General features: G+C 34.1%; 26 protein-coding genes. 22 read left to right on the top strand and 4 right to left on the bottom strand.

The genetic code is table 11. The features are described 5' to 3' along the window. Positions 1-1,464, bottom strand: a complete 1,464-nt coding sequence (locus EQG68_RS10555; RefSeq protein ID WP_129464852.1) for a class I SAM-dependent DNA methyltransferase — start codon at positions 1,462-1,464, stop codon at positions 1-3. A 405-nt stretch (positions 1,465-1,869) separates the two neighbouring features. Here EQG68_RS10555 and EQG68_RS10550 point away from each other — a divergent pair, with 405 nt between their 5' ends. The 16 genes from EQG68_RS10550 to EQG68_RS10475 all read left to right on the top strand — a co-directional run bounded on the left by EQG68_RS10550 (position 1,870) and on the right by EQG68_RS10475 (position 16,708). Beyond that, complete coding sequence (locus EQG68_RS10550) at positions 1,870-3,990, top strand: ribonucleoside triphosphate reductase (protein WP_129464851.1); 2,121 nt, start codon at positions 1,870-1,872, stop codon at positions 3,988-3,990. Next, positions 3,968-4,138, top strand: coding sequence for an anaerobic ribonucleoside-triphosphate reductase (gene nrdD / locus EQG68_RS15310; protein WP_129464850.1), 171 nt, complete (start codon positions 3,968-3,970; stop codon positions 4,136-4,138). The genes EQG68_RS10550 and nrdD overlap by 23 nt, the downstream gene beginning before the upstream one ends. After that, positions 4,122-4,805 (top strand): anaerobic ribonucleoside-triphosphate reductase activating protein, encoded by a 684-nt coding sequence (locus tag EQG68_RS10540; protein WP_129464849.1) that lies wholly within the window; start codon positions 4,122-4,124, stop codon positions 4,803-4,805. The genes nrdD and EQG68_RS10540 overlap by 17 nt, the downstream gene beginning before the upstream one ends. 84 nt (positions 4,806-4,889) lie before the next feature. Then, positions 4,890-5,324 (top strand): RrF2 family transcriptional regulator, encoded by a 435-nt coding sequence (locus EQG68_RS10535; protein WP_129464848.1) that lies wholly within the window; start codon positions 4,890-4,892, stop codon positions 5,322-5,324. A 42-nt stretch (positions 5,325-5,366) separates the two neighbouring features. Beyond that, positions 5,367-6,296 carry a quinolinate synthase NadA gene (gene nadA, locus EQG68_RS10530; RefSeq protein ID WP_129464847.1) on the top strand — a complete coding sequence of 310 codons (930 nt, stop codon included), beginning with the start codon at positions 5,367-5,369 and terminating at the stop codon, positions 6,294-6,296. A gap of 4 nt (positions 6,297-6,300) precedes the next feature. Further along, positions 6,301-7,845: an L-aspartate oxidase gene (gene nadB / locus EQG68_RS10525; RefSeq protein WP_129464846.1), complete on the top strand. Its 1,545-nt coding sequence runs from the start codon at positions 6,301-6,303 to the stop codon at positions 7,843-7,845. Positions 7,846-7,972: 127 nt separating this feature from the next. Next, positions 7,973-8,269 carry a c-type cytochrome gene (locus tag EQG68_RS10520; protein WP_164975435.1) on the top strand — a complete coding sequence of 99 codons (297 nt, stop codon included), beginning with the start codon at positions 7,973-7,975 and terminating at the stop codon, positions 8,267-8,269. Between the two features lies 1 nt (position 8,270). Continuing rightward, on the top strand, positions 8,271-9,584 hold the full coding sequence (locus EQG68_RS10515; protein WP_129464844.1) for a cbb3-type cytochrome c oxidase subunit I: 1,314 nt from the start codon (positions 8,271-8,273) through the stop codon (positions 9,582-9,584). 81 nt (positions 9,585-9,665) lie between these two features. Beyond that, a complete protein-coding gene (locus tag EQG68_RS10510; protein ID WP_129464843.1) occupies positions 9,666-10,262 on the top strand; it encodes a TetR/AcrR family transcriptional regulator in 597 nt (198 codons plus the stop codon). Then, positions 10,259-11,512: a TolC family protein gene (locus tag EQG68_RS10505; RefSeq protein ID WP_129464842.1), complete on the top strand. Its 1,254-nt coding sequence runs from the start codon at positions 10,259-10,261 to the stop codon at positions 11,510-11,512. Before EQG68_RS10510 ends, EQG68_RS10505 begins: the two co-directional genes overlap by 4 nt. A gap of 10 nt (positions 11,513-11,522) precedes the next feature. Beyond that, on the top strand, positions 11,523-12,404 hold the full coding sequence (locus tag EQG68_RS10500) for an HlyD family secretion protein (RefSeq protein ID WP_129464841.1): 882 nt from the start codon (positions 11,523-11,525) through the stop codon (positions 12,402-12,404). An 86-nt stretch (positions 12,405-12,490) separates the two neighbouring features. Further along, on the top strand, positions 12,491-12,778 hold the full coding sequence (locus tag EQG68_RS10495; protein WP_246011717.1) for a cupin domain-containing protein: 288 nt from the start codon (positions 12,491-12,493) through the stop codon (positions 12,776-12,778). A 25-nt stretch (positions 12,779-12,803) separates the two neighbouring features. Further along, entirely contained in the window at positions 12,804-13,700 is an 897-nt protein-coding gene (locus EQG68_RS10490) for an ABC transporter ATP-binding protein (protein WP_129464840.1), read from the top strand. 11 nt (positions 13,701-13,711) lie between these two features. Then, positions 13,712-14,452: an ABC transporter ATP-binding protein gene (locus EQG68_RS10485; RefSeq protein WP_129464839.1), complete on the top strand. Its 741-nt coding sequence runs from the start codon at positions 13,712-13,714 to the stop codon at positions 14,450-14,452. Between the two features lie 16 nt (positions 14,453-14,468). Further along, complete coding sequence (locus EQG68_RS10480; RefSeq protein WP_129464838.1) at positions 14,469-15,575, top strand: ABC transporter permease; 1,107 nt, start codon at positions 14,469-14,471, stop codon at positions 15,573-15,575. Positions 15,576-15,586: 11 nt separating this feature from the next. Beyond that, entirely contained in the window at positions 15,587-16,708 is a 1,122-nt protein-coding gene (locus tag EQG68_RS10475; protein ID WP_129464837.1) for an ABC transporter permease, read from the top strand. A gap of 2 nt (positions 16,709-16,710) precedes the next feature. Here EQG68_RS10475 and EQG68_RS10470 read toward each other — a convergent pair whose 3' ends face one another. The 3 genes from EQG68_RS10470 to EQG68_RS10460 all read right to left on the bottom strand — a co-directional run bounded on the left by EQG68_RS10470 (position 16,711) and on the right by EQG68_RS10460 (position 20,119). Further along, positions 16,711-18,702, bottom strand: coding sequence for a TonB-dependent receptor plug domain-containing protein (locus tag EQG68_RS10470; protein ID WP_129464836.1), 1,992 nt, complete (start codon positions 18,700-18,702; stop codon positions 16,711-16,713). A 54-nt stretch (positions 18,703-18,756) separates the two neighbouring features. After that, positions 18,757-19,596: a hypothetical protein gene (locus EQG68_RS10465; RefSeq protein WP_129464835.1), complete on the bottom strand. Its 840-nt coding sequence runs from the start codon at positions 19,594-19,596 to the stop codon at positions 18,757-18,759. A gap of 160 nt (positions 19,597-19,756) precedes the next feature. Continuing rightward, positions 19,757-20,119 (bottom strand): hypothetical protein, encoded by a 363-nt coding sequence (locus EQG68_RS10460; RefSeq protein WP_129464834.1) that lies wholly within the window; start codon positions 20,117-20,119, stop codon positions 19,757-19,759. 121 nt (positions 20,120-20,240) lie between these two features. On the opposite strand from EQG68_RS10460, the gene EQG68_RS10455 reads away from it, so the two are divergent. The 6 genes from EQG68_RS10455 to EQG68_RS10430 are packed head-to-tail and all read left to right on the top strand — an operon-like array spanning position 20,241 to position 26,506. Then, the gene (locus tag EQG68_RS10455) at positions 20,241-20,729 is read left to right on the top strand and encodes a c-type cytochrome (RefSeq protein WP_026709996.1); all 489 of its coding nucleotides are present in this window, start codon (positions 20,241-20,243) and stop codon (positions 20,727-20,729) included. Between the two features lie 37 nt (positions 20,730-20,766). Beyond that, entirely contained in the window at positions 20,767-22,743 is a 1,977-nt protein-coding gene (gene nosZ, locus EQG68_RS10450; protein WP_026709997.1) for a Sec-dependent nitrous-oxide reductase, read from the top strand. Between the two features lie 49 nt (positions 22,744-22,792). Then, a complete protein-coding gene (locus tag EQG68_RS10445; RefSeq protein ID WP_129464833.1) occupies positions 22,793-23,800 on the top strand; it encodes a nitrous oxide reductase accessory protein NosL in 1,008 nt (335 codons plus the stop codon). 11 nt (positions 23,801-23,811) lie between these two features. Next, positions 23,812-25,038, top strand: coding sequence for a nitrous oxide reductase family maturation protein NosD (locus tag EQG68_RS10440; protein WP_129464832.1), 1,227 nt, complete (start codon positions 23,812-23,814; stop codon positions 25,036-25,038). Beyond that, a complete protein-coding gene (locus EQG68_RS10435; protein ID WP_129464831.1) occupies positions 25,035-25,742 on the top strand; it encodes an ABC transporter ATP-binding protein in 708 nt (235 codons plus the stop codon). Before EQG68_RS10440 ends, EQG68_RS10435 begins: the two co-directional genes overlap by 4 nt. Beyond that, entirely contained in the window at positions 25,739-26,506 is a 768-nt protein-coding gene (locus EQG68_RS10430; RefSeq protein WP_129464830.1) for an ABC transporter permease subunit, read from the top strand. The genes EQG68_RS10435 and EQG68_RS10430 overlap by 4 nt, the downstream gene beginning before the upstream one ends. Positions 26,507-26,510 lie beyond the last annotated feature (4 nt).

The raw sequence follows: 26,510 nt of genomic DNA, 5'->3' as shown, positions 1-26,510 counted from the left end.
TTATACAAACTCATTTAAAGTTCCTAAAATATCGTTTGTTTCCTCATCTAAGGTTTGCATTTCTTCTAAAATTAATGCAGGTTCACGTAGAGGTGCTTCTTCTGGTTTGTTTGGGTTTTTAACGGATAAGTCGTAATTAGACACTTCTACTTCGCTCAGTGTGACATTCCAAGATTTTTCGGTTTCGGGCTTCGACAAGCTCAGCCTGACAAATTCATCTAAATCAGCATCGTTTAATGGGTTGGTTTTTCCCATGTTTCTACCTGCATCAAACTGATAGTACCAAATGTTTTTTGTAGGTTCGCCTTTGGTAAAAAACAACACTACAGTTTTAACGCCTGCTCCTAAGAATGTTCCTTGAGGCATGTCGAGAATGGTGTGTAAATTACAGGTTTCTAATAAGTGTTGGCGTAAAGCTACCGAAGCATTATCGGTATTACTTAAAAACGTATTTTTAATAACTACCGCCGCACGACCGCCAGCTTTTAATGACTTAATAAAGTGTTGCATGAACAAGAAGGCCGTTTCTCCTGTTTTGATGTCGAAGTTTTGTTGCACCTCGATACGTTCTTTTCCGCCAAATGGTGGATTAGCTAGGATGATATCGTAACGGTCTTTTTCTTGAATATCGCGTATGTTTTCGCCAAGGGTGTTAGTGTGCACAATGTTTGGTGCTTCGATGCCATGCAAAATCATGTTCATCGTTCCAATGATATAGGCTAAGTTTTTCTTTTCTTTTCCGAAGAATGTATTGTCTTGCAACTGCTCTAAATTGGCAGCTGTTTTTTCCATTTTATCATATAAATACTCGTACGCTTCACATAAGAAACCTGCAGAACCACAAGCAGGATCGTATATTTTTTCTCCAATTTTCGGGTTCATTACTTTTATCATCGCACGAATCAATGGTCGTGGTGTATAGTATTGTCCACCATTACGACCGGCATTACCCATGTTTTTAATTTTGGTTTCGTACAGATGAGAAAGTTCGTGTTTGTCTTTACTGGTACCAAAAGGCAAACCATCGACCATGTTGATGATTTCACGCATGTTGTACCCCGATTTGATTTTGTTACTTAACTCGGAGAATATTTCGCCAATTTTATATTCGATGGTTTTTGGGTTATCGATGTGTTTTTCTTTGAAACTTGCTAAGTATGGGAATAATTCGAATTCTACAAATTTTACTAAATCGGGTCCGATAAGTGCTTTGTGGATGTCGATTTCACCTTTATCATTTTTAGGAGCTGCCCAGTTTTCCCATTGAAATTTTGGTTCTAAGATGGAGGTATGGTTTTTTCCTTCGAGTATGGCTTCGTCTTCACGGTTTTTGTCAAAACTGTCTAAGTATCTTAAAAACAATACCCAAGAGGTTTGTTCGATGTAATCGATTTCTGAATCTGCTCCAGAATCTTTATATAATAAGTCGTCAATGTTTTTGAATGTTTGCTCGAAATTGGCCATTGTATTTTTGTAAGTTTATTAATTCGTAAATGTAGTGAATAGGGATTGAATTTTTAGATTGGAAGAAAATCAATATTCATTTGGTTGTCGTTTGATTTTGTACATTACATTATGCTGATATGATTCTTACAAACATACAAAAAAATAGTGCGTTTTAAAATACGGAAATCCGTAATGTTAGAGAAAAACAAATTGCTATTTAATCTTCAATTCATTCCTTTTGGACTCTACCACAAACTGACAGTTCAATTTACGAATTTCTATATCAACCAAAAAGTTATCAAACTTATCAACAAAATATTTTTTAATATGTTGATATATAAATATTCAAATAGGATATAAAAGTATTATTTGATTTATTTTTGAAGAATCAATTCAACTTATTTATTTTTAAAATCATGATGTATGGAAAAATATGTTATTAAAAGAAATGGTGTTTTTAAGCCGTTTGAATTATTTAAAATAGCACAAGCTATTGAAAAAGCTTTTCAAAGTGAATCACAAATCTTTAATCCGTTAGTGGTAGAGGAAGTGATGAAACAATTAGACACTAAAGAAACATGGGCGGTTGAAGAAATTCAAGATGTCATAGAAAAAGTTTTGTTTGACTTTAAATATTATGAAGTAATGCGTTCGTTCATGCTTTACCGACATACGCGTAAATTACAGCGAGAACACGTTAACGGATTAAATGAAGACACGACCTATGTTGACAGTACTCAAACCATTGAAGAATACATATCGCAAACCGATTGGCGAATTAATGCGAATGCCAATACATCTTATTCAAACGCCGGCTTAGTGAATAATGTGGCCGGCAAAATTATTGCCAATTACTGGCTGGATAAAGTGTATACACAAGAAGAAGGCTATGCACACCGAAACGGCGATATCCATATACACGATTTGGATTGTTTAACAGGTTATTGTGCAGGATGGAGTTTACGGGTTTTATTAAACGATGGTTTCAATGGCGTACGTGGACGTGTAGAAAGCAAACCACCCTCTCATTTTAGAGAAGCTTTGGGACAGATGGCTAATTTTTTAGGTATTTTGCAGAGTGAATGGGCGGGAGCACAAGCGTTTAGTTCGTTTGATACCTATTTAGCCCCCTATGTTTTTAAAGACAACTTACGTTATGAGGAGGTACTGAAAGCCATACGAAGTTTTGTTTATAATTTGAATGTTCCCGCACGTTGGGGACAATCACCTTTTACGAATATCACATTGGATTGGGTGGTTCCGGGTGATTTGAAAGAACAAATTCCTACACGCAATAATGCACACTTATTTCTACATCATACAACACCCGACTTGGCACATAGAGCACAGATTAGGGGCGTTGCTGAGGTTATTGAAATGCGGTATGAACATTTTCAACCGGAAATGAATATGATTAATAAAGCCTATTACACGGTGATGACGGAGGGCGATGCCAATGGACAACCTTTTACTTTTCCCATTCCCACAGTAAACATTACTGAAGATTTTGATTGGTATGGTGAAAACACCGATTTGCTATTCGAAAACACGGCTAAAATTGGGTCGTCTTATTTTCAGAATTTTATTGGAAGTCAGTACACTTTTGATGCCAATGGCCAAAAAGTAGAAAACCTGAATGCCTACAAACCCAATGCTGTTCGAAGTATGTGTTGTCGTTTGCAACTCGACTTGCGAGAATTATTAAAACGAGGCAATGGTTTATTTGGCAGTGCAGAAATGACCGGAAGTATTGGTGTTGTTACTATTAATATGGCTCGTTTGGGCTATTTGAATGCCGGTAACAAATTGCAGTTGTATCAGCAATTGGATCATCTGTTAGCCATTTCAAAATCAACTTTAGAGAAAAAACGTGTATTTGTGCAAGAGATGTACGACCGAGGATTGTATCCGTATACCAAACGCTATTTGCCTCATTTTCGGAATCATTTTTCCACCATTGGTGTGAATGGAATTAATGAAATGATTTTAAATTTCACAAATGGTAAACACGACATTACGAGTCATTTTGGTTCTGAAATGGCCTTAGAATTATTAGAACATATAAGAAATTGTATGAAAGCATTTCAGGAGGAAACCGGAAATTTATACAATTTAGAAGCTACTCCGGCCGAAGGAACCACCTATCGTTTTGCTAAAGAAGACAAAAAGCGTTATCACGATATTATTCAAGCCGGTGAAGGAGAAAATATTTATTACACCAATAGTTCACAAATTCCGGTAGATTTTACCGAAGATCCGTTTGAAGCTTTAATGATGCAAGATGATTTACAATGTAAATACACGGGAGGAACCGTTTTGCATTTATATATGAATGAAAAAATCAGCTCACCCGAAGCTTGCAGAAATTTTGTAAAAAAAGTGATTACCCACTTTAAATTACCTTATATCACCGTTACGCCAGTGTTTAGTGTTTGTTCCGTTCATGGTTATTTGAATGGTGAACACGAATACTGTCCGAAATGCGACGAAATTTTGTTAGAAAAACTTAAATCAAACCACTATGAAATCACAAACTCAAACTAATTCTGTATTAGAACAACACAACGAATTGCGAACCAAATGTTTAGTTTATACCCGAGTAATGGGCTATCACAGGCCGGTAGAAAGTTTTAACATTGGTAAAAAAGGAGAACACAAACAACGCACACATTTTAATGAAACCAAGTGCTAAAAAAATTGTTCATAGCATCACTGCTTTTACTTTATTGGATTATCCCGACCAAACTGCGTGCATTCTTTGGTTTGCGGGATGCAACATGAAATGTAGTTATTGTTATAATCCGGAGATTGTTTTCGGGAAAGGAAATTATTCCATTCCCGAACTACTTTCTTTTTTGGAAAAACGAAGAGGTTTATTAGATGCTGTTGTTTTTAGTGGTGGTGAATGTTTGTTGTATAAAGAATCCATCGAATTAATGTTTTTGATCAAAGCAATGGGTTTTTTGATTAAAGTTGACACTAACGGAAGTAAACCTGAGCGATTACAAGAAGCCATTGATTTAGGTTTGATTGATTATGTAGCATTAGATTTTAAAGCAACCCGAGCTAAGTTTAAAAGCATTACTGAATCTAGGTTTTATGAGCAATTTTTAGAATGTCTTTCAATTTTACAACTATCAAAAACGCCTTTTGAAGTGCGAACAACTGTTCACACCGATTTGTTAAATGAAAATGATATTGTCCAAATGACCCAACTTTTAGAAGATAAAGACTATAATGGAAATTATTTTTTGCAACCCTACAGAAATAATTCAATCACTTTGAAGCCACTCAATACTTCTAAAAATTTTGACTATACGCATTTATCAACTCATAACATTCGACTTTGCATGCGTTAATATGATTAAAATCATACATAAGGGTTGTTAGAGTTAATACATTTGCTTTTTGTTGGAGAATTATGACTATTTTTGAAATAAAAAATGCTTTCTAAAACATGTGAATATGCCGTTAGGGCAACTTTAGTAATTGCAGCAGAAACGGATCAAGGTAATCGAATCAGTTTGCGAGAAATTGCACGTAAGATTGATTCACCTGAGTCGTTTACGGCTAAAATTTTACAAAAATTAGCCCGAAACAATATAGTTGATTCCCTGAAAGGAAATGGCGGTGGTTTTTTTGTTTCTAAAGAAAAACTTATTCAGGTTACATTAAGTGATATTATTTTAGCCATTGATGGAGAAGCTATTTTTAAAAGATGTAGTTTAGGTTTAAATGATTGTTCAGAAATTAAACCATGCCCGTTTCACAATCAATATAAACCTATTCGTGAGCAATTAAAATTAGCTTTAGATTCTACATCGTTAGCCGATTTAGTTAGTGGTTTAGTTTCTCATTCCACCTTTTTAAAAACATAAAAAAAATTTTAATTGCAAATAAGATAAAAAAGTCCTATTTAAATGAATGTATCGACTTTACAACAAAAAATTACAGCCTTAAAGCAAACAAAAAAAGCAATACTATTAGCTCATTATTATCAGGTTCCTGAGATTCAGGAAATTGCAGATTTTGTGGGTGATAGTCTTGAACTTTCCAGAAAAGCAGCTTCAACAGAAGCAGAAATTATTGTATTTGCCGGTGTTTATTTTATGGCAGAAACGGCAAAAATTCTAAATCCGTCAAAAAAAGTAATCGTTCCTGATGTAAATGCAGGATGTTCATTGTCTGATGGTTGTCCGCCCGATAAATTTGAAGAATTTCTTAAAAATTATCCCAATCACGTGGTCGTGACATACATCAATTGTTCGGCAGAAATTAAAACCCTGAGTGATTATGTTTGCACTTCTTCCAATGCTATAAAAGTAATTAGCACAATACCTGAAGAACAAAAAATTGTTTTTGCACCGGATAGGAATTTAGGGAATTTTCTTATCAAAGAAACCGGTCGGGATATGGTTTTATGGGAAGGTTCTTGTGTGGTACACGAAGCATTTTCGTTGGAAAAACTAATTCGTTTACACCAAAAAAATCCTGATGCAGTTATAGTTGCTCATCCTGAATCAGAAGCTCATATTTTGCGAACAGCACACTATATTGGATCTACTTCCGGAATGATTAACTATATAAAATCTTCACCCAAAACAAAATTTATTATAGCTACTGAACATGGAATTTTGTATAAAATGCAACAAGAAGTTCCAGATAAAATACTCATTCCTGCACCTTCCAAAGAAGATAATACTTGTGCCTGTAGTGAATGTGCATTTATGAAAATGAATACGTTAGAAAAAATTTATACTTGTCTTTTAGACGAATCACCTGAAGTTTTTTTAGAACAAGAAATAATCACTAAAGCACAACACCCCATTCAACGAATGCTTCAAATTTAGACCCATGAAAACATGTGATGTATTAATTTCGGGCACTGGAATAGCAGGACTTTCCATAGCCATTCATTTAATTGAACTACAACCTGATTTACAAATTATTGTGTTGTCTAAAAACGATGCACGATTAACCAATACTTCCTTGGCTCAAGGAGGAATTGCTGCGGTTTGTAACCGACTTACCGATAGTTTTGAGCAACATATTCAAGACACGTTAGCAGCAGGTAGAGGAAAATGCAATACCAAAGTGGTAGAAATGGTGATTAAACAAGCACCGCAACGATTGAATGCATTAATCAAATGGGGAGCGGTATTCGATACCGAAAAAGATGGTCAGCTTGCTTTGGCCTTGGAAGGTGGTCATACTCAAAACCGCGTGGTGCATTACAAAGATCAAACCGGTTGGCATATCCAAGATGTTTTGTGGAATAGAATTAAGAATGAGGCAAACATCGAAGTGATTCCAAATGCATTTTGTGTTGATGTTATCACCAATAGGGATTCTGATGAAAATGAAGCCATTGGAATGTCGTATATGTTGGAATCACAATCAGAATTGAAAATTATTTATGCTAAAACAACGGTTCTTGCTACCGGAGGATGTGGTCAATTGTTTGCATTTACTTCCAATTCAACGATAGCCACCGGTGATGGAGTAGCTATGGCTTTTAGAGCAGGAGCAACAATTACCGATATGCAATATATTCAATATCATCCCACAGCATTGTATGAAAAAGGTAAAAGTAATTTGTTTCTGATTTCAGAAGCTGTAAGAGGTTTTGGCGGTTATGTGGTTAACTCACATGGTAAACGATTTTTATTTAATTCTGATAGTAGAGGAGAATTAGCGACTAGAGATATCGTTACAGCCGCCATTTTTGAGGAATTGAAGCACTCAGCTGAATCCTTTGTGTATTTAGACCTTCGTCATTTAAATCAAGACGAATTTAAAGATCATTTTCCTACCATTTATGAACGATTTATATCATCAGGTCTTCATCCTGAAAAGGACTTAGTACCCATTGTTCCTGTTGCTCATTATCAATGTGGAGGAATTGCGGTAAATGAATACGGACAAACTTCTGTGAAAAATTTATATGCATTAGGTGAATGTTCGTGTACAGGATTACATGGTGCCAATCGCTTGGCTTCTAATTCTTTGTTGGAAGCTTTGGTCTATTCGTTTAATGCCGCTCAACAAATAGTTACCTCAATTTACGGGATTGAACAAAAGTTTTCATGTACCCAATTGATTGAATTTGAATCCCCCGTAATCATTGATTCTGCTATTTTGAATGAACTTAAAGAGCAAGTGAGAAGCATTATGACCTACCAAGTTTTACAGGGTAGTCAAGAAGATAAAATGAAAGTTTTAACACAGTTGATTAAAATTCATACCGATTTAATGGAGTGTGTAGATTATTATTACCGTTGCCAAAATTGTTGTGAATTAGAGAACATGTTGCAAACTGCGATGATTATCGTGAATCAATCGTCCATTGCCTTGCATTTAGAAACAAACAAAAAAAATGAATATGCCTATAGTTGCTAAGTTTTATTCGTTTTCCCCCCTAAAAATATTTATTACATTAAGTGTTTTATTTCTTTTATTTTCTTTTTCTCTTTATCTGAAACCTCATAGAAATAAAGAGCTTCGAAATTTATCTACACAAAAACAAGTGTCTGCAGGAAAAGAAGTTTGGCAACGAAACAATTGCCATACTTGTCATCAAATGTATGGATTAGGTGGTTATTTGGGACCGGATTTAACCAATATTATGTCTAAGCCGGGAAGGACAGATGCTTATATAAAAGGAATTATTACAAGTGGAGTCAAGCAAATGCCGGCTTTTCAGTTATCGGATAAAGAGTTGACAGATTTATTGTTTTTTTTAAAAGCGATGAATGAAACCGGAACTGCTAATCCTACCGATTATCAAATTAATATAAATGGTACTTATACGTTGAAAAAGTAAAATGAAAACAAGTTATTGGTTAATGCGTTTTGCGTTAGCACTTTTATTGTTAGGAATGTTTTTTGGTCATCTTGCCTCAGAGTCTTACCGTTTTACAGATGCAACTCAAGGAATATTACCTTTTCATGTGTTACGCCCCTTACATGTTAGCTCTGCATATTTTGGAATAATTATTGGTGGATTAGCTTGTGTATCACTTGCTTTATTTGAAATTTTTCCTAATCTGAAACTATCAAAATGGCTAAAAATTCACTTGCTTTTGTGGCTTATTTCTATTTGTGGAATATTTTACAGTTATTTTACAAAAGATTTCTCCGGCAGAGAATATTGGGAGTTTAATCCTATCTGGGCTTTACCCATTTTTCTTTCGTTTGTCATTTTTTTATTTTTCATTTTGAAAAATTTGTTAACCGAAAAAAAATGGCCCTCTTATTATTGGATGTGGTTTACCGGAATTGTGTTCTTCCTTTTTGTTTTTTTAGAGAATTATTTGTGGATATTTCCTTATTTTAAAAATGATTTGATTTCTGATTTAACGCTACAATGGAAAGTAAATGGTTCAATTGTTGGTGCTGTAAATCAGCTTTTGTATGGATTCTCGCTTTATATGATGACAAAAATAAGTGGTAATTCGGAAATGGCTCACAAAAAAATAGCCTTTGCCTTATATTTTCTTGGTCTATTCAATTTGATGTTTAATTGGGGGCATCATATTTATTTAGTTCCCACTAGTCGATTTATCCATCATTTGTCTTATATCGTTAGTATGACAGAGTGGATTATCTTTATAAAAATAATCATAGATTGGAAAAAGCAACTTTCTGAGTCCAAAAAATATTATTACTTTTTCCCTTATCGTTTCATCATGGCTTCTGAATATTGGGTGGCCATTAACTTATTTTTAGCTTTGCTACTATCAATTCCGGCGGTTAATCTTTTTACTCACGGAACCCACATTACAGTAGCTCATGCCATGGGCACTACAATCGGGATCAACATGATGATTATTTTGGCAGGGGCGTTTTATTACATTGCACCTCCACTTTTAAATAAATTAACTAGGATTACTTTAAATACACTTTTTTGGCTTGTACAATCTTTATTGTTTCTTTTTATATTAGTTTTAGTTATTATGGGTGTTAAAAAGAGTATTTGGCAGTTTAGCGATTCCTCTATAACGTTTTCTCAACATCAAGATAGTTTATCGTTTATCATTGTTGTTTTTATTGTATTGGGTGCCCTTTTGTTCTTTAGTTTGGCTGGAATTCTCCTTTTTTTAATGCAACAATCTTTTATTAAAAAATCTAAATCATAAAAAATAGTTATTTTTTTTACTGATGATATGAATTAATAATTACCTTTGCTAACCAAATGGTTAAACTTAATAGTTAGTTCAATGACAACAGAAGAAAAAATATTTGAAGCCGCCTTTAAAGTATTTCAAAACAAAGGCTTTATGGGAGCAAGAATGCAAGAGATTGCAGATGAAGCAGGAATAAACAAAGCAATGTTACATTACTTTTTTAGGAGTAAAGAAAAACTTTTTGAAGCCGTTTTTATGAAAGCTTTTGGCAAATTAGCCCCTCAAATTAATGAGATATTCAATTCAGACGATGATCTATTTGAAAAAATAAGGAAATTTACTGCCAGTTATATCACCTTTGTGATTGAGTATCCTTTTCTGCCTCAGTTTATTATTCAGGAAATGAACAACAATCCTGATTTTGTTGAAAAATTTCTCAAAGAAGAACAACGACCGAACCCCATAAAATTGGTAAAACAAATTGAAAGAGCAATTGAATTGGGAGAAATAATGCCCCTATCTCCAAAGCAACTTTTATTAGACATTTTCTCAATGACCGTTTTTCCATTTGCTGCTCAAACTTTAGTGAAAGGAATCATTGCTATTTCTGACGATGAATTTATAGCGTTAATGGAAGCTCGGAAAGTGCATATTTCCACTCAAATTATCAATGCAATTCAGAAAGGATGAAAAAATTAATTTTTAGTATAATAATCTTGTTTGGGCAAGATTTTAGGGCTCAGGAGCAATTGACACTTGAAAAATGCTATGCGTTGGTTGAAAAAAACTATCCACTAGCCAAACAAAACAATCTGCTCCAAAATCAATCGGAATTAGAAGCAATAGTTTTAGCAAAGGATAAATTACCAAAAATTTCATTCCATGCTCAAGCTAGTTATCAATCGGATGTTACACAAGTACCGTTTTCTATGCCCAATGTAACAATTGAGCCGTTAAATAAAGATCAATACAGAGCTACCCTCGATATTAATCAATTGATTTATAATGGCGGAACTATTAAGGCTCAAACGCAACTTAAAGCAACTCAAATTAAATCGCAACAGCAAGTAGCTATCGTAAATATATATCAATTAAAAAGCCAGGTTAATCAATACTACTTTGGGCTATTACTTTCGCAAGAAAGGCAGGAATTATTGCAAGCTAAAAAAGTTCTACTTGAAGAGAAAAGTAAGGAGATTCAAACTGCTGTTAAATTTGGAGCGGTTTTACCGGCCTCAGAACAAGTGATTGAAGCTGAAATAATCAACATCAATCAACAGTTAAGTGATATTACTCTTGAACAAATGAAACTTTGGAAGAATTTAGAACTCTTGTCCGGACAAGTTTTTCATCCAACCACCATTTTATCCCAACCAACACATTTTGAGACAGAAAGAAGTGGAATTCGACCTGAATTAGTCTTGTATGATTTGCAAAATCAACAAGTTGAAGCTGCTCAAAAAGTGATTGAAACTACCCATGCCCCAAAGCTAAACGCTTTTCTTCAAGGTGGCTACGGAAATCCGGCGTTAAACATGTTAAATAATTCATTTGAAACATTTTATATGACTGGCTTACGGTTAAATTGGACTTTGTTTGAATGGAATAAAACAAAAAAAGAAAAAGAGGTACTAGAATTATCCAAACAAATCATTTTAACAGAAAAAGAAACGTTTGAAGTCAATCAAAATCGTCAATTGAATGAATACAATTTTGAAATCGAAAAAATAAATGCACAATTGAAATCAGATTTAGAAATTATTCAATTACGTGAAAAAATTGTACGCTCGGCAGAAGCTCAAATGAAGAATGGTGTGATCACTTCATCAGACTATTTGAATGAGGTAACACATTTATTTGAATCAAAAATTAATGAAAAAACGCACCATATTCAATTACTTTTAGCTAAAGCAAACTACCAAATCATAAGCGGAATTTAAAACATCAACCATGAAAAAAAAAATAATCCCATTTACAGCATTTCTACTAATTATAAGTTGCCAAAAAAATAATGAAAAAGCGGATGCTTACGGAAATTTTGAAGCCACTGAAATCATTGTTTCTTCTGAATCCAACGGTAAAATTGAATTTTTAAATGTAGAGGAAGGAATTCAACTTAAAAAAGGAACACTTGTTGGGTTAGTCGATACCTTACAACTGCATTATAATAAAGAACAATTAAAAGCCACTATTGAAACCGTTCAAGCAAAATCAGCTGCTGTTCTATCAGAAATTAGTGTTTTAAATGAACAATTAAAAACTGCTAAAATAGAACAAACCCGAATTAAAAATATGTTTGCAGAAAATGCAGCTACAAAACGACAAGTGGACGAGATTGAAGGAAAAGTGAAAGTCATTGAAAAACAAATTGGCAGTGTGCAAACTCAAAACGCTCCCATTTTAAATGAAATAAAATCGTTAAAAGTTCAAATTGACAAAATAGACGATCAGATAAAAAAAGCTACTATTATTAATCCATTAGAAGGCACAGTTTTGACAAAGTATGCAGAACCATCTGAAATCACTTCATTTGGAAAACCACTTTATAAAATAGCTAATTTACATGAAATGGAATTACGCGTGTATTTTACTGAAACGCAATTAGCACAATTGAAAATTGGACAAAAAGTTAACGTTTCGATTGATGCTGAACAAGGAATAAAAACCTATGATGGCACAATCACATGGATAAGTGCTCAGGCAGAATTTACGCCAAAAGTCATTCAAACGAGAGAAGAAAGAGCCAATTTAGTTTATGCAGTAAAAGTAGCGGTTAAAAATGAAGGAAGTATAAAAATAGGGATGCCTGCGGAGGTCAGGCTAACAAATTAATAATTATGAAAAAAATACTATTTCTAGCAATTGTTTTAATTGCAATGGGTTGTAAATCAACAAAAACTAATTTAAAATCAAACAGTATGAACCTTAAAAATTTGCATACAGAAAATAAGGCAGTAGCTACTCAACTGCTTTTTGAGCTTACACAAGGCAAAGTAGTTTCCTTACAGATAGCCAAGAATGAACAGTTAAAAGAGCATGTTACCACAATTCCGGCATTGTTGCTGTGTGTATCAGGTGATGCCACTTACAATGAAGAAACCGGTGAAAAAATACATTTGACATCTGGGGATTATGTTAAAATTCCGGTTAATGTAAAACATTGGGTTGACGCTCACGAGTTAACTAATTTTTTGTTAATTAAGTAACTATTTATCTTTAAGGGTTAAGACCATGAGTATTTCTGTTCAGAATATTTCGAAATCGTATAAAAACATTCCAGCACTTCAAAACATTACTTTGGAGGTAAATGAAGGGGAACTTTTTGGTTTAATTGGACCAGACGGAGCCGGAAAAACAACTCTTTTCCGATTATTGACCACCTTGTTATTACCAAACGAAGGAAGTGCAACAGTAGCTAATTACAACATTTTGAAACAAGTGAAAGAAATACGCAATGCTGTGGGGTACATGCCCGGAAAATTCTCGCTGTATCAGGATTTAACTATCTCGGAAAACTTAGCCTTTTTTGCAACTATTTTCGGTACTACGATTGAAGAAAATTATGATTTAATTGAAGATATATATGTGCAAATAGAACCTTTTAAAAACCGAAAAGCAGGTGCGTTATCAGGTGGAATGAAACAAAAACTAGCCCTTTGTTGTGCTTTAATACACAAACCAAAAGTTTTGTTTCTGGATGAACCCACAACGGGTGTAGATCCTGTCTCCAGAAAAGAATTTTGGGAAATGCTTAAACGACTGAAGCAGAAAGGTATTACCATTCTAGTTTCTACACCTTATATGGATGAGGCCACATTATGTGACCGAATCGCACTCATTCAAGAGGGGAAAATCCTTAAAATTGATACACCACAGGGAATTGTTGATGCTTATCAAAAAACCATTTATGAGGTTACCAGTAACCAAATGCACCTACTGATTGAAGATTTAAAACATTTTCCATCGTATTACAGTGTTTTTGCTTTCGGAGAATTTGTTCATTATATTGATTTGAACAATTTTTTTGATAGTGAAACTTTGCGTAACTATTTGAAGGCAAAAGGACATCAAAGTATCATCCTTCAAAAAACAACCCCTACTATAGAAGATATTTTTATGGATTTATAAACCCATTTTACATGAACAATCTTTCGGAAAAAATTATAGTCGTAGAAAACCTTACCAAGCAATTTGGCCACTTTACTGCTGTTAAAGGAATCAACTTTCACGTAAACAAAGGAGAAATATTTGGTTTTTTAGGGGCAAATGGTGCAGGAAAGACAACAGCTATGAAGATGTTGATAGGAATTTCAAATCCTACTAATGGTAGAGCAAATGTAGCCGGTTTTGATGTGCACACACAAAGCGAAAAAGTGAAACAAAATATTGGTTATATGAGTCAGAAATTTTCGATGTACGACGATTTAACAGTGAAAGAAAATATTACTTTTTTTGGTGGAATTTACGGATTATCACGAAAACAAATCAACAGTAAGACGGAGGTGTTAATTCAAACATTGCAATTGGGTGATATTGCCCAAAAAAAGGTTGGCGACTTACCTTTGGGGTGGAAACAAAAATTGGCATTTTCTGTAGCTATGCTACATGAACCTAAAATTGTTTTTTTAGATGAACCTACCGGAGGAGTAGACCCCATCACCCGCAGACAATTTTGGGAATTGATTTATGCTGAAGCTCACAAGGGTACTACTATTTTTGTAACGACACACTATATGGATGAGGCAGAATATTGTGACCGCGTATCGATTATGGTTGATGGTGTGATTGAAGCCTTGGATACCCCGAAAAACTTAAAAAATCAATTTCAAGTTAGTACGATGAATGAAGTATTTTTAAAGCTAGCCCGAAACATAGAATAACAAAATAAAAAGGAAGATGAAACGATTTTTAGGTTTTATTAAAAAGGAATTCTATCATATTTTTAGAGATAAACGCTCGTTGTTTATTCTTTTTGGTATGCCTATTGCCCAAATTTTGCTGTTTGGATTTGCCATTACCAATGAAATTAATAATGTAGAGATTGCTATTTTGGATTATTCGAAAGATACTGAATCACAAAAAATTATTCAAAAGATTAAAGCTTCTCCTTATTTTCATGTGGCAAATGAAATTGCGAATGAAAAAGCGATTGAAAGCGAGTTTAAAATAGGAAAAATAAAAGCCGTTTTACTCTTTGAAAAAGATTTTGCAAAAAAATTACAAACCGAAATGAAAGCTACGGTTCAAGTCATTACAGATGCTACTGAACCTAATATTGCCAATACGATAGCAAACTATACTCAATCGATTATTCAAAACCATCAAAGTCAAAAAAGTACAGTTCAAAAAAATACTACTGGGGTTGTCATACAAAGCCGTATGTTGTATAATCCTGAATTAAAAAGCGTCTTTAATTTTGTTCCGGGTGTTATGACCGTTATTTTGATGTTGGTTTCTGCCATGATGACCTCTATTTCAATTACAAGAGAAAAAGAATTGGGCACTATGGAAATTTTATTGGTATCCCCTTTAAAGCCTTTTCAAGTTATCTTGGGTAAAGTGTTTCCTTATATTTTTCTTTCTGTAATCAATGCCATCGTTATTGTTTCAATGGGTTATTTTATTTTTGGAATGCCAATTAAAGGGAGTATTTTATTGTTAGCCGTCGAGAGTATTTTATTTATTATTACAGCCCTTTCATTAGGGATATTCATTTCTACCATTTCCAACACCCAACAAACAGCCATGATGATTTCGTTGATGGGATTGATGTTGCCGGTTATCATATTATCAGGTTTTATTTTTCCCATTGCTTCGATGCCATTACCTATGCAAGTCATCAGTAACATTATTCCTGCGAAATGGTTTATTATTATTGTAAAGTCGATAATGTTAAAAGGTGTTGGTTTAGAATACATCCTCAAAGAAACATTAATTTTAGTGGGAATGACCATTCTTTTTATTGGTTTAAGTATTAAAAATTACAAAACTCGTTTGGAGTAAATAATCGCACCATGAAAATCATTCTATTCATCATACAAAAAGAATTCAAACAGATATTTAGGGATAAAAGTATGCTTCGTTTACTCTTTATACTACCAATTTTACAACTTTTAATTCTTTCTAATGCGGCTACTTTTGATGTCAAAAACATTCGGGTAACCATTGTTGATTATAGTAATTCATCCTCTTCAAGAACTTTGATTGAAAAAATAAATGCAAATGCTTATTTTACTGATGCAGTGTTTGTTTCCACAACACAAGCCGGTATTGAGCGGTTAAATAGCGGTAAAACCGATGTGGTGATAGAAATTCCTATCCCGTTTGAAAAACAACTTCAAAATGAGACTACCACTCAAATTCAGGTTTTAATTAATGCTATTGATGGAGCAACTGCGGGAGTTCAAAATGTATATCTTTCGCAAATTGTTCAGCAGTTCAATCAGCAAATTCAGTTGGAAAACAAACATATTGTAAATAATCAAATTATGCCTAATCGAATTGAAACTATTCCCTCGTTTTGGTATAATTCAACACTTAATTATAAAACTTTTATGGTCCCGGGAATCTTAGTCTTGTTGATTACGATGTTAACATTATTCCTCTCGTCAATGAATATTGTGCGAGAAAAAGAATTGGGTACTTTAGAGCAAATCAACGTTACTCCGATAAAAAAATATCAATTTATTATTGGCAAATTATTTCCTTTTTGGATTATAGGGCTTATAATTTTAACTATAGGCTTACTAATTTCTAAAATTGTTTTCAATGTACCTATGTTGGGAAACATTGTATTGGTTTATTTTTTTACTTCTATATATTTATTGCTCATTTTAGGCTTTGGCTTATTTCTTTCTAATCATACCGAAACCCAACAGCAAGCCATGTTTATTGCTTGGTTTTTCATTGTTATCTTTATTCTAATGAGTGGTTTGTTTACGCCAATTGAAAGCATGCCAAAATGGGCACAAAACGTGACCTTATTCAATCCGATTCGCTATTTTGTTGAATTTATACGAATGGTTCTACTCAAAGGAGCCGGACTTCAAGAAGTTTTGCCAAATCTAGGGATAATAACTCTTTTTGCAATTGTCGTAAATGGTTTAGCCGTTTGGAGTTATAAAAAGACAAACTGATATTAGAGACTGAAATTTAAATTTATGTAAATATTTCTACCCATTCGCGGTATATTATTCCAGTCGGTGAAGGTAGAATAATAGGTGTCAAATAGGTTTTCAACTCCTGCATTCACCAATAGTTTTTGTGAATACCATTTAAAAGTATAACCCACAGATAAGTTTAAGATAGCATAATCCGGTGTTCTATTTTCCCCATAAAAAGGACTATAATTGGTTTGAGTCGCATTTCCAAATACATTTAATTCCGTTTGAAATCTATTCTTTTTATATTGTATTTGACTTTGGTATTGCAAAGGGCTAATAAAGGGTAAATTTCGTTTTTCTGCATCTTTTCCATAACTGTATTGCAATTTAGTATTCCATGAATAATAATCGTTAAATCGATAATCAAATTGAAATGAAGAATGAATTAAATTGGCAAAAGATAGTTGTTCGTAAATTTTGACTCCGCTTGCCCCAATAGTCATAGGAATAAGATTGTCGTCTGGTATTCCGATGATATAGTCCGGAAGATAAAATGCAGAAAAAGTAATGCCTGTTTTAATTTTTTCAGTTTTGTACCGAATATCAAAATTCCCTTCCACAGATTTTTCGTTGGAAAGATTGGGATTTCCTATATAATCAAACAAATCAAAACTATTAAAGATATAAAACGCATAGCCTTCTGTTACCGATGGAGCTCGTTCACCATAGCCGGAGCCCACTGAAAAAAACCAATCTTTTACTTGATGTTTGTATTGCAGCGAAATACTCTTTAAAAATCGATTTTGTTGGTCTGCCATTTCAGGATAAAAGATTTGTAAACTTTCCAATCCAAATTCGTTAGCTACTTTATTTTGATGAAAGCCAAACGAACCATTTATTTTTAGTGAGTTATGGCAAGAAAGTTCAATTTCATCTTCTAAATATAAACCATTATAAAGGGTTCTAACATCCGGCCAAGTGTACATGAACATCGCATTTTCATCAGGGTCACTTGGATACATGGTCATTTCGGCAATAGAACGATTGTAAAAGCCATTCACATTAAATAGTAGATGGTGCTTATCTTTTTTTGTTTTTCCTTTGGAATAATAACCATACGTATCGCTCCAACCCGGCATATCCATTCGAATGGGAACATTTGGTCGTTTGGAATCGTCCATAAAATGGGTAATCGTATTATAGTATAATTTGTTTTCCCAATGGTTGAGGAGTCCCGACTTTGGTGCGACTTCATATTTAAATGATGTAATTAGTGCACGAGCAAGCGAAATATCCATGGGCAAAGCCGGATAACCCACATCATTGGCTTCATCAAAAATAACCGAACCTTCAATCAATTTATTTTGAAATTGATAACCGGAAATGACAGAAGCATTCCATTTTTGAAATTGAGAATACTTTATTTCTTGACTATTTCCAGCTTTATAATTATCAGCTTTTCGATAGGTTACATTCGCATCGGCATAAAAAGAACTATCTTTGAAGTGCACCATTCCGCCTATAATACGTTGCTTGTTGTTGAATTCAAAGCCACTACTTAAACTACCCGACCAGCCCAGTTCGGAATATGTGCTTCGAAGTCGTTTCAAATCCAAAGAGCCACCAATGGTTGGTCCGTGACAACTTCCTTCTTGCCCCGATGAAATAGTTGCTTCCGAAAGATTGGATATTTCTACATAAGAAGTCACCGGATCCATTTTATCGGTACAAGCACTAAATATCCGCATGCCGTCAATGGTGACAATCGTTCGTTCGGTTGCCATATTATTAATCATGGGTTCCCAAGCATAGCCCCCTCGTTTGATCATATCAATTCTGCCTGATTGTTGCAAATATTCCTCTAAACTTGCTAGGGGTTTTGCTTGTTTTTGATTTACTTGAGTTGGTTTACCTATTAGAATCACTTCACTGAGATTTACAGGTAAAATGCTATCTTTCACTTGCTCTTGAGTCCAACTAATGGTTGAAATCAATAGCATTGTTGAAACAATAAATTGCTTTTTCATGAGTAAGAGAAAAAGGCCAAAAATTTAGATAACTTTTGGCCGTTACTATTTTATTTAGAATTCTATTTCAAAGAAGATACTACTGGATTCAGTAGTTTCAGTAACTACCTCCCCTTTTAACACTTCATCAGAAGCATTTAGTAATTGCAAATTAATTTTCCAATATCCGGTCATTGTTAAGGATACTTTGCCGTGGTAAAATTCATCAGAATCAGATTGTGTTAAATCTAGATTATTTGGTGAACCATGGTTTCCCATACTCGGCATTCTGGGGTCAATTTTAAGGGTATAATTGTTTACTACCGGAAAGTTCATCATGTTTTCCATTTTATACACCCCAACGGTCATGTCATTTAGGGCCACTTTTGGGTTTCTGGGATCAATCAATGCAACAATGTAACGTACGTTGTCTGTTCCCATAAATGAGCTAACTACTCTTTTTTCGGTGGCTGGAACATCTACAACATCCGTAACAGTATAGTTTGTTTCATTTATAGAATAATCAATTTTTAAGTCCCAATATTCCGTCTCATTTTGGGGCATTTGAAAAACAATATATCCTTTGTATAAGGTTTCTTTATCGGTTTCTTTTTCAACTGTAGAATAGGGACACGAATGATTCATCATGGTCATGTGCATCATTGGCATCCATTCAATTGTTGCGTTTTGAATGTAGTTGTTTGTTGTTTTGTCTTTAATTCTAAGTGAAATCTCATTGTAACCTTGTTGGGTTGTTCCTGTAGAGGTGTATAACTCGATAATATGAGTGTCATTGGTAAATTCTTTGACTTTAATTATACCGTCTAATTCGTTAACGGGTGTTGAATCATCATCAGAAGAACAAGATGTAATTAATGCTAGAGCAAAAAGGAAGAATATTTTATAAAGTTTCATTGTAAATTTAATTTGAGTTATAGGAATAAGAACCATAAGCCCATTACAACAATGAGTTGGAATTCACCGATTGAAATCGGCTTATGGTAAAAATAAGATACTAGTATTTTGTGGATTATAAATTAATCCGTTTAGAAATTTTAAAATACGCAAGGGAAGATTACACAGTGGGCGGGTGAAAAATGCCGGTACTATGTAATCGAAAGTATAGTTTTGAATAAGCAATAGAAACCTTTTGTTTTTCAACGTACAGTTTGTTGAATTTGAATTCAGAAAGGGTTTCTAAAAATAGTAAATCTAAAATAACTATGTTTTTTGATTCTTGTGAGGCTGGAATGTTTTCTTTAGAAGCTTTAGCTAATTCAGCTTTTAAATGACATTTACCATTACATTTCAATTCCGGTTTTGCCTTGTTTTCACATAATTCTTTTAAGATATAATCATAATTCACCACATAATTCAAAACCGGGAATACGGGTTTGAAGAAAAAGATGAAGGAGAATATGATAATAAAATATTTCAAAACCAACTATTATTTATGACGCAAAGATAATGGTTAAAAAAAGTTGATTTATATGATTGCAATCATAAAATTTAGAATAATTAGTTAGGAAATTTGTGTCATAATTTAAACTTATACTAATATGAACAAAATGTATGCACTAGCAATTGGTTTGCTTTTATTCATTTCATGTGGAAAAGATAAAACCAATGCAGGAGAGGATTTTTCAAAGTCTTCTTCATCAGAATCTTCAACAGAATCGTCTGCAACAGATGCTTCTACTTATGATCCAAAACGAGGTGAAGGGAAATTTACTTCTGTAGATTTAGGAGACGGCTTAGATGTAGCCATGGCAGCAAATGGTGAAAAAGTGGCGGGTGTTAAATGTATGTCTTGCCATAAATTGACAGATGAACGATTGGTTGGACCAGGTTGGAAGGGAGTTACAGAACGTAGAACTCCGGAATGGATTATGAATTTTTCAACGAATCCCGACCCGATGATTGACAAAGATCCTGAATTACAGGCTCAATTGGAACTATGTTTGGTGCGTATGCCTAATCAAGCTCTAACCGATGATGAAGCCCGACATATTTTGGAATACATGCGTCAAAATGACGGTGTGAAGTAGTTTTAATAAACTAATTATGAATATAAATCGAAAGTATATGAAAACAAATTTTTTAAAAATAACTTCAGCTGTAGTTTTTGTTGCTGCTTTTATGGGATCCTGTAAACCCAAAAACACTAGTGATACAGTAAGTGGTGATGCTGCCCAAAAAGCATATGTAGCACCCGGGAAATATGATGAATTTTACAACTTTGTTTCCGGAGGTTTCAGCGGGCAATTAAGTGTGTACGGACTTCCGAGTGGAAGATTGTTTAGAGTAATTCCTGTTTTTTCAGTTGACCCTGAAAAAGGTTGGGGATATAGTGAAGAAACCAAACCGATGTTAAATACGTCACATGGTTTTGTGCCTTGGGATGATTTGCATCATACCGAAATGTCTCAAACAAATGGAGAAATAGATGGTAGATGGGTTTTTGGTAATGCCAATAATACGCCTCGAATTGCTCGAATTGATTTGAAAACATTTAAAACCGCTGAAATTATTGAGTTACCAAACAGTGGTGGTAATCACTCTTCTCCGTTTATTACGGAAAACACCGAATATGTGGTTGCCGGTACTCGTTTTAGCGTACCTGGCGATTATGAAAATGGAGATGTACCAATTAACACGTACAAAGACAATTACAAAGGACATATTAGTTTTGTAAAAGTGGGTAAAGAGGGTGAGATGGATATCGCTTTTCAAATTATGACTCCCGGTGTAAACTTTGACTTATCGCATGCCGGTAAAGGCAAATCACACGGTTGGTTCTTCTTTTCGTGCTATAATACGGAACAAGCCAATACTTTATTAGAAGTTAATGCTTCACAAAAAGACAAAGATTTTATCATGGCTGTGAATTGGAAAAAAGCGGAAGAGTATGTAAAAGCCGGTAAAGGAAAAAAACAAAAAGTACGTTATGCCCATAACACTTGGGATGATGCTACCCATTCAGCAAAATCTGAAATTAAAACAGAAGTTTTAGTATTAGATGCTTCCGAGTTAAAAGATATTTGTTACATGATTCCATGTCCTAAATCTCCTCATGGCTGTGATGTGGATCCAACAGGTGAATATATTGTAGGTTCGGGGAAACTAGCGGCTTTAATTCCTGTATTTAGTTATGATAAATTGCAAACCGCAATCAAAAATAAATCATTTGAGGGTGATTATGGTGGAATTCCGGTTGTAAAATATGAAGCAGCCTTACATGGAGAAGTGCAAAAACCAGGTTTAGGACCTTTGCATACCGAATTTGACGGTAAAGGAAATGCTTATACAACTTTCTTCGTTTCATCTGAAGTAGTGAAATGGGATATTAAATCACTAAAAGTATTAGATAGAGTTCCTACTTATTATTCAGTGGGTCACTTATGTATTCCGGGTGGTGATAGTAAAAAACCATTTGGTAAATATTTAGTAGCGTACAACAAAATTACGAAAGACCGTTATTTACCAACCGGCCCTGAGTTGTGCCAGAGTGCTCAAATTTATGACATCAGTGGTGATAAAATGCAGTTGATTTTAGATTTCCCAACTATTGGAGAGCCTCATTATGCTCAAGCTGCACCAGCCGATTTAATTCGAAACAACGGACAATATAAATTCTATAAACTAGAGGAAAACAAACATCCGTATGCTGCCAAAGGTGAAAAAGAAGCTAAAGTAGTGCGTGAAGGTAATAAAGTACATGTATACATGACTTCGATGCGTTCGCACTTTGCTCCCGATAATATTGAAGGTGTATTCTTAGGTGATGAAGTATATTTCCACGTCACCAATTTAGAACAAGATTGGGATGTGCCTCACGGATTTGCTGTTAAAGGTGCCGATAATGGTGAACTTTTAATCATGCCGGGTGAAACCACAACCTTAAAATGGGTTCCGGACAGAGTGGGAACATTCCCATTCTATTGTACGGACTTCTGTAGTGCGTTACATCAAGAAATGCAAGGGTATATTCGTGTATCTCCAAAAGGTTCAAATGTGCCTTTACAATTTAGCTTAGGTACAAACTTACCGGCTAGTAAATAATAACTCAAAGGGAGCATCTGTTTCTGGACGCTCCCTTAATTCAAAAAATATGAAAACAGTAAAAATATCTTTACTCTCAAAAGTGTTACTTTTGATTGTAACTGGTTTGTTTTTGGGTTCTCTCTATTTTCCAATGTGGCAGATTGATTTAGATGCCCCTCAATATCCTGAAGGTTTAAATTTAAAATTGTATGCAAACAAAATTGGTGGCGATGTAGAAATTATTAACGGCCTCAACCATTACATTGGTATGGCTACTTTACATACCGAAAACTTTATAGAATTTAAAATTCTACCCTACATTATTGGTTTTTTTGGACTTTTTGCCTTAGTATCGGTTTTGATTGCCAAGAGAAAATTTGTATTAGCATTATTTGCTTCTTTTATACTTTTTACCATTCTCGCAGGTGTCGATTTTTATCGATGGAACTACGAATACGGCCACAACTTGGATCCTAATGCAGCGATTAAAGTTCCCGGAATGTCTTATCAACCACCATTAATTGGGTATAAACAATTATTAAATTTTGGTGCCTATTCGGTTCCCGATATTGGCGGATGGATGTTAATTGGTAGTGGTTTGTTAATTTTTATTGTGCTGACATTGGAATTCAAATGGTACAAAAGATTTATGAAACCAAAAGCTACCTTATTACTAATTCCTGTTTTTTTACTAACAGCTTGTGGAAGTAATGAGCCCAAACCTATTAAATTAAATGTGGATGCTTGTGAATTTTGTAAAATGCCCATTTCTGACGGAAAATTTGGTGCTGAGATTCAAACCCAAAAGGGACGTTTTTATGCATTCGATGACATTTCTTGTTTAGTAAAATACTGTGAAGAAAATGAATCTACAAAGGTCAAAAGTTATTACGTGCATGACTACACTCAAAATAATCAACTGATTGATGCCACAACTGCCTTTTACATTTCTGGAGGTGACATCAATAGTCCCATGAATGGCAACATTGCTGCATTTTCAACACAGGCTGACGCTCAAATTTTTGGTGATAAACTAAAAGCAAAAGCAATTAAATGGAATGAAATTTTAAAATAAAAACTCTATTAATGCGACTACTTTTCATTTTCTTTCTTTGTACTTTTTCGCTACAAGCTCAAAAACTTGAAGTTGGAGCAAACAAACCGTACAGAACCATCAAACAAGCATTGAATGCATCAAATGATGGCGATACAGTTTTGGTTCATAAAGGTATTTACAAAGAAGGAAACATTCGTATTGATAAGAAGATTGTTTTCCTGGGAAAAGATTTTCCGGTTTTAGACGGACAGAAAAAAGTAGAAGTCCTCTCGATTCATGCGGATAGTGTGATTGTGAAAGGATTTAGAGTAATTAATTCCGGATTTGCAGCTTTAGAAGATCCTTGCGGAATTAAAGTCTATAATAAATCGTTTGTGGTTATAGAAGGAAATCAATTGGATGATAATTTCTTTGGTATTTACATCCAAAACGGAAGAAACTGTATTGTTAAAAACAACACGATTATTGCTTACGGCAAAGAAGAACAACAAATCGGAAACGGTATTCATGCATGGAAAAGTAATGATTTACAAATCATTGGAAACTCTGTCAAAGGTCATCGTGACGGTATCTATTTTGAATTTGTGTATGATTCTGTCATTTGGAGAAACATCGCAACAAATAACATTCGATACGGATTGCATTTTATGTTCTCATCTAATGATTCCTACATCACAAATATTTTCAGAAATAATGGGGCTGGAGTAGCCGTCATGTTTTCTAAAAATGTAACAATGATTAATAATTATTTTGATGAAAATTGGGGAGCTTCCTCGTACGGACTTTTATTAAAAGAGATTTCAGATAGTTATATCTATACCAATTATTTTAAAAACAACACATCAGGTATTTACATGGAAGGAACCAACCGTATCAAAATTGAAAAAAATGTTTTTGAAGGTAATGGTTGGGCCATGAAAATTCAAGCCAGTTGTATGGATAATGAAATTGTAAATAATAATTTTCAAGGCAATACTTTCGACATGGGAACCAATGGAAGTTTAGTTTTAAATACGTTTAACAATAATTATTGGGATAAATACGAAGGCTATGATATTAATAGAGATGGATTGGGCGATGTTCCCTATCATCCGCTTAGTTTATTTGCGGTTTTGGTTGAAAAAAATCCTTCAGCAATGTTACTGTTTCGTAGCTTTATGATTACGTTGTTAGATAAATCAGAAAAAGTATTACCGAGTATTACACCCGATAATTTTGTAGATAAAGCACCACTGATGAAGCCCCTGAAATTATGATAGAAATAAAAAATTTAACTAAAACATTCGGAAAGTTAAACGTGCTACAGAATGTTTCACTTTCCTGTAAAAAGGGTGAATGTATTGCATTGATTGGTCCAAATGGTTGTGGAAAAACCACCTTAATAAAAACCATTTTAGGGATGGTTTTACCGGACACTGGTTCCATAAAATTCAATAAAAAAAGTATTGTTAAAGAATATTTATACCGTTCATCGATTGGCTACATGCCTCAAATTGGTAGATATCCTGATACAATGACCATTGGTGGTGTGATTGAAATGATTAAAGCCATTCGTAATACCAATCAAGAATTGGATGAAGAATTATGGCACAGTTTCGAGTTAGATAAAATGGCGGATAAGCAAATGCGAACGCTTTCCGGCGGAACCACCCAAAAAGTAAGTGCAACGTTGGCTTTTTTATTCAATCCAGAGGTGTTGATTCTCGACGAACCTACAGCCGGTTTAGATCCGTTGGCTTCTGAAATTTTAAAAGATAAAATCATCAAAGAAAAGGAAAAAGGAAAATTGATTTTAATTACGTCGCACTTGCTGAGTGAGTTAGACGATTTGGTTACAGAGATTGTTTTTATGCAAGAAGGGAACATTCATTTTCATAAAAAAGTAGATGATTTGAAAATGGAAACCAATGAAACGAAAATCTCCAAAGCCATTGCAAGTATTTTAAAACAGAAAAAATGAATAGAATCATCAAAATCATATTAACCGACATCTTAAAAAACAAAATTGTTTTAGTTTATACCATTGTTTTAAGTCTGTTGTCATGGAGTGCTTTTGGCTTAGAAGATAATAGTGCCAAAGGACTTTTAACCATATTAAATGTCATTCTATTTACGGTTCCACTCGTGTCAATTTTATTCACCACTATCTATTTATACAATAGTTCCGAGTTTATAGAATTACTATTAAGTCAGCCCATTAAACGAAACAAAATCTGGCAAAGTTTATTTTTTGGTTTGAGTGCCTCGATGGTATTGGCTTTTTTTATTGGAGCGGGAATTCCACTGTTAATCAATGCCCCGAATGCTGTTGGATTGATGATGATTTTAATTGGATGTTTGATTTCGGTTGTGTTTATTGCGTTGGCTTTTTTATGTTCCATTCTTACGCGTGACAAAGCAAAAGGTATTGGATTTGCCATCTTAACCTGGTTGTATTTTGCGTTACTTTTTGATGGATTAGTATTGTTTTTATTGTTTCAATTGTCTGAATATCCTATTGAAAAGGCTATGGTTGCCGTAACAGCGTTAAGTCCGATAGATTTAGCCCGAATTCAAATATTATTGCATTTAGATGTTTCTGCGATGATGGGTTACACCGGAGCTATTTTTAAAGATTTTTTCGGAACAACAGTAGGACTTTTTGCTTCCTTCGGGTTATTGCTTCTTTGGGTAATCATTCCGTTTTATTTATCCTTGCGAAAATTCATCCGAAAAGATTTATAATCAC

Origin of the sequence: Flavobacterium piscinae (assembly GCF_004122145.1) — a bacterium.
GTDB classification, from domain to species: Bacteria; Bacteroidota; Bacteroidia; order Flavobacteriales; family Flavobacteriaceae; genus Flavobacterium; species Flavobacterium piscinae.
Note: the sequence above shows the minus strand (reverse complement) of the source record. Positions and strands in the feature narration are given on the sequence as shown.